Source organism: Microbacterium sp. H6, from assembly GCF_003314775.1.
GTDB lineage: Bacteria > Actinomycetota > Actinomycetes > Actinomycetales > Microbacteriaceae > Microbacterium > Microbacterium oxydans.
This window is the reverse complement of record NZ_QOAY01000037.1, coordinates 1-3626: the sequence shown is the minus strand read 5'-3', so window position 1 is coordinate 3626 and position 3626 is coordinate 1. Positions and strand designations below refer to the sequence as shown.

Here is a 3626-nt window from a genome sequence, read left to right as displayed (position 1 = left end):
CGGACCAGGCGCGGGCATTCGCGGATGCCGGGTTCGAGCTGTTCGAGGGCAAGGACACGTCGACGGACCGCGCCTACGACTGTCGGGCGTTCGTGTGCCGGCTGCCGGTCAGCGATCCTGCCGAGGTGTCGGTCGCGCGCTGACCTTCACACTGTGCAGTGTGTCCAGCCCATCCCGAGGGACGGGCGCTCGATTGCGCGAGATGCGCAGCTTCCGGTGCGCCGATTGCCCAGTGGTGGGATTCCGTTCTAGTGTTGCGCGACACCTCACCCGATCACAGCAAGGACGCTCTGACGATGCCCCTTCCCACTCGCGCCGGACTCGACGCCGTTCCCGCTTACCGTCAGGGGCGCTCCGCTCCGGCCGGTGCGTCCAAGCTCTCCTCGAACGAGTCCCCGCACCCGCCGCTCCCGTCGGTCGTCGAGGCCGTGCGTGAGCGCCTCGACGGAATCAACCGCTATCCCGATATGAGTGCCGCGAAGCTGCGCGAGCGACTCGCCTCCCGCTACGGTGTCGACGTCTCCGAAGTCACCGTCGGTGCGGGGTCGGTGGAGATCGCGGCGCCGCTCATCCACGCGGTCGCCGGTGACGGCGACGAGGTCATCTTCGCGTGGCGGTCGTTCGAGGCGTATCCGTCGCTCGTCCGCATCGCCGGGGCGACGCCCGTCCCGGTGCCGCTCGACGCGGACCACGCTCACGACCTCGACGCGATGCTGGCGGCGATCACCCCACGCACCCGCCTGATCTTCGTCTGCAATCCGAACAACCCGACGGGCACCGTCGTGAGTGCCGACGAGTTGGAGCGTTTCGTCGCGGCGGTGCCGCACGACGTGCTCGTGGTCATCGACGAGGCCTACGTGCACTTCGACCGCACCGACAGCAGGGGAGCCGGCATCGAGCTGTTCCGACGTCACCCGCACGTGGCCCTGCTGCACACGTTCTCCAAGGCCTACGGGCTCGCCGGGCTCCGGATCGGCTACGCCATCGCGCCGGACGCCGTCGCCGAGAACCAGCGCAAGGTGGCGGTGCCGTTCGGTGTGACCGACCTCGCCCAGACCGCTGCCCTCGCGTCCCTCGACGCCGAGGAGGAGCTCGCGACGCGTATCGACGAGGTGGTCGCCCAGCGCGACCGCCTGCACGACGTGCTCACTGCCGCCGGATGGCCCGCCGTCCGCTCGCAGGCCAACTTCGTCTGGGTGCCATCCGGGGACCGCACACCGGAGCTCGAACGACTGCTCCAGGAGGGCGGCGTGGTCGCACGCGTCTTCCCCGGCGAGGGCGTCCGCATCTCCTCGGGCTCCGTGGAGGACATCGATCGGGTGCAAGCCGCCCTCGAGACCGAGCTCGCCGAGGTGAACGCATGACCGATGGACGCGTGACCAACGATCCCGTGACCGAGGTGCCCACCACCACGACGACCACCAAGGGTCTGCACCCGGGGCTGACGCGCCGTCAGATCTCGATGATGGGACTCGGCGGCGCGATCGGCGCCGGCCTGTTCGTCGGCTCGGGCCAGGCGATCAGCATCGCGGGGCCCGCAGTGCTGGTGTCGTACCTCGTGGCCGGCGGCATCGTCGTGCTCGTGATGGCGATGCTGGCCGAGATGGTCGCGGCGAGGCCGAGCTCCGGTGCCTTCAGCTCGTACGCGCAGAAGGCGATGGGCCGTAGCGCCGGCAGCGCGGTGGGCTGGCTGTACTGGATCCAGCTGGTCGTGGTGATCGCGGCCGAGGCGACGGGCGCCGGCGCGATCGTGGCGAACTGGACCCCCGGGATCCCGGCCTGGGTGTGGGTGCTGATCTTCGTCGTGGCGCTCACGGCCGTGAACCTGTTCGGCGTGCGCAACTACGGTCGCTTCGAGTTCTGGTTCGCGGCGATCAAGGTCGCGGCGATCATCGCCTTCCTCGTGGTCGGGGTGTGCGCGATCGTCGGCCTCATCCCGGGCGTGCCGGGTACCGGCATCTCGAACCTCGTCGACAACGGCGGGTTCGCCCCGAACGGCATCGCGGGCATCGCCGGTGCCCTGCTGATCGTGGTCTTCGCGTTCGGCGGCACCGAGGTGGTCGCCATCGCCGCCGCCGAGTCGAACGATCCCGCGCGCAACATCCGCCGCATCGTCCGCGAGGTGCTCGTGCGCATCATGGTGTTCTACGTCGGGTCGATCTTCGTGATCGTGGCGGTGCTGCCCTGGAACGATCCTGCGGTGAAGGCCGGCCCGTTCTCCGCGGTGCTCGAGACCCTGAACGTACCGGGAGTCGGCCTCGTGATGGACCTGATCGTGATCATCGCGCTGCTCTCGGCCATGAACGCCAACATCTACGGTGCCTCCCGCATGGCGTACTCGCTGGGGGAGCGGGGCCTTGCTCCGCTGGCTGCGACCCGGACGAGCCTCAAGGGCGTGCCGTTCGTCGCGGTGCTGGCCTCCGTCGCCTTCGGGTTCGTCACGGTCGGACTCAACTGGGCGTTCCCCGACGTCGTGCTGCCGGCCCTGCTCAACGTGGTCGGCTCGACGCTGCTGGTGATCTGGACCGCGACCGCGGTGGCGCAGATCATCCTCCGCCGTCGTGCGGACCGCGCAGGCGACGAGATGCCGATGCGGATGTGGGGCTTCCCCTGGCTGTCGTGGCTGTGTCTGGTGCTGCTCGCCGCGGTGATCGCCCTCGCGATGATCGATGAGGCCGCCCGCATCCAGTTGCTGCTGACACTCGGGCTCACCGCCGTGCTTTTGCTCGTCGCACGCGCGACCAGGAGCGTGGCGAGGCCCGGCGTCCCGCGGGAGTGACGATGCGCATCGATCGCCTCGACGCCCAGCTCATCCGACTGCTGACGGAGTCGCCGCAGCTGCCGATCCTGGAGTGCGCGCGGCGGCTCGGCATCGCGCGGGGAACGGCGACGAGCCGACTCGCGCGCCTGCACGAGGGCGGGGTGATCGAGGCGATCGTGCCGCGCATCGATCCGGCCGGATTCGGATACGGTGTCGTCGCCTTCTGCCTGGTCGAGATCGATCAGAAGGTCGGGCATGACGAGGTGGCGACGGCGCTGGCCGACGCCGTCCCAGAGATCGTCGACATGCACACCGTCACCGGAGCGAGCGACATGCAACTGCGACTGGTGGCGCGCGATGCCACGCAGTTGCAGGAGGTGCTCGACCGGGTCGCCCTGGTGCCGGGGGTCGCCCGCACCGCGTCGTCGATCGCGATGCGCACGCACCTCTCCGGTCGGGTGCTCCCTCTGGTCGAACACGTCGCGGCGGACGAGATGCCGTAGCGCGGTAGAGTTCGAGCATGTCGAGTCCCGAGTCAGACGAGTCGGGGGCCGTCGGTCACACCGCCGGCCCCGTGCGCCGATAGCTGCGATCCCGTAGCTGCGCCTCCCCTCCGCGGAGGCGCCTACTGGTGCATCCCCGGATGCCGGCCGTGGTGACGAGAAGCCCCCTTCTTGATCTCTCACCTCGGAGTACTGCCATGCCCTCTGCTCTCTACCTGCTCGCCCTTGCCGTCTTCGTCATGGGCACGTCCGAATTCATGCTCGCGGGTCTCCTGCCCGCGATCGCCGCCGATCTCGACGTCTCCGTCGGCACCGCGGGTCTGCTCACCTCGGCCTTCGCGGTCGGCATGGTGGTCGGCGCG

General features: G+C 69.6%; 3 protein-coding genes and 1 pseudogene. All 4 read left to right on the top strand.

Annotation, left to right across the window (positions count from 1 at the left end):
• The first annotated feature begins 296 nt into the window (after nucleotides 1-296).
• A complete protein-coding gene (gene hisC, locus DSP71_RS02675; RefSeq protein WP_113680307.1) occupies nucleotides 297-1364 on the top strand; it encodes a histidinol-phosphate transaminase in 1068 nt (355 codons plus the stop codon).
• A complete protein-coding gene (locus DSP71_RS02670; RefSeq protein ID WP_046749732.1) occupies nucleotides 1361-2779 on the top strand; it encodes an amino acid permease in 1419 nt (472 codons plus the stop codon). Before hisC ends, DSP71_RS02670 begins: the two co-directional genes overlap by 4 nt.
• A gap of 2 nt (nucleotides 2780-2781) precedes the next feature.
• Nucleotides 2782-3264 carry an Lrp/AsnC family transcriptional regulator gene (locus DSP71_RS02665; protein WP_046749731.1) on the top strand — a complete coding sequence of 161 codons (483 nt, stop codon included), beginning with the start codon at nucleotides 2782-2784 and terminating at the stop codon, nucleotides 3262-3264.
• 197 nt (nucleotides 3265-3461) lie between these two features.
• Nucleotides 3462-3626 (top strand): annotated as a pseudogene (locus tag DSP71_RS02660) (MFS transporter); the annotation flags it as partial.

Excerpts from the sequence above, each read along its gene's own strand:
- DSP71_RS02665 (WP_046749731.1), top strand. The coding sequence starts at position 2,782 with ATGCGCATCGATCGCCTCGACGCCCAGCTCATCCGACTGCTGACGGAG.
- DSP71_RS02670 (WP_046749732.1), top strand. The coding sequence starts at position 1,361 with ATGACCGATGGACGCGTGACCAACGATCCCGTGACCGAGGTGCCCACC.
- hisC (WP_113680307.1), top strand. The coding sequence starts at position 297 with ATGCCCCTTCCCACTCGCGCCGGACTCGACGCCGTTCCCGCTTACCGT.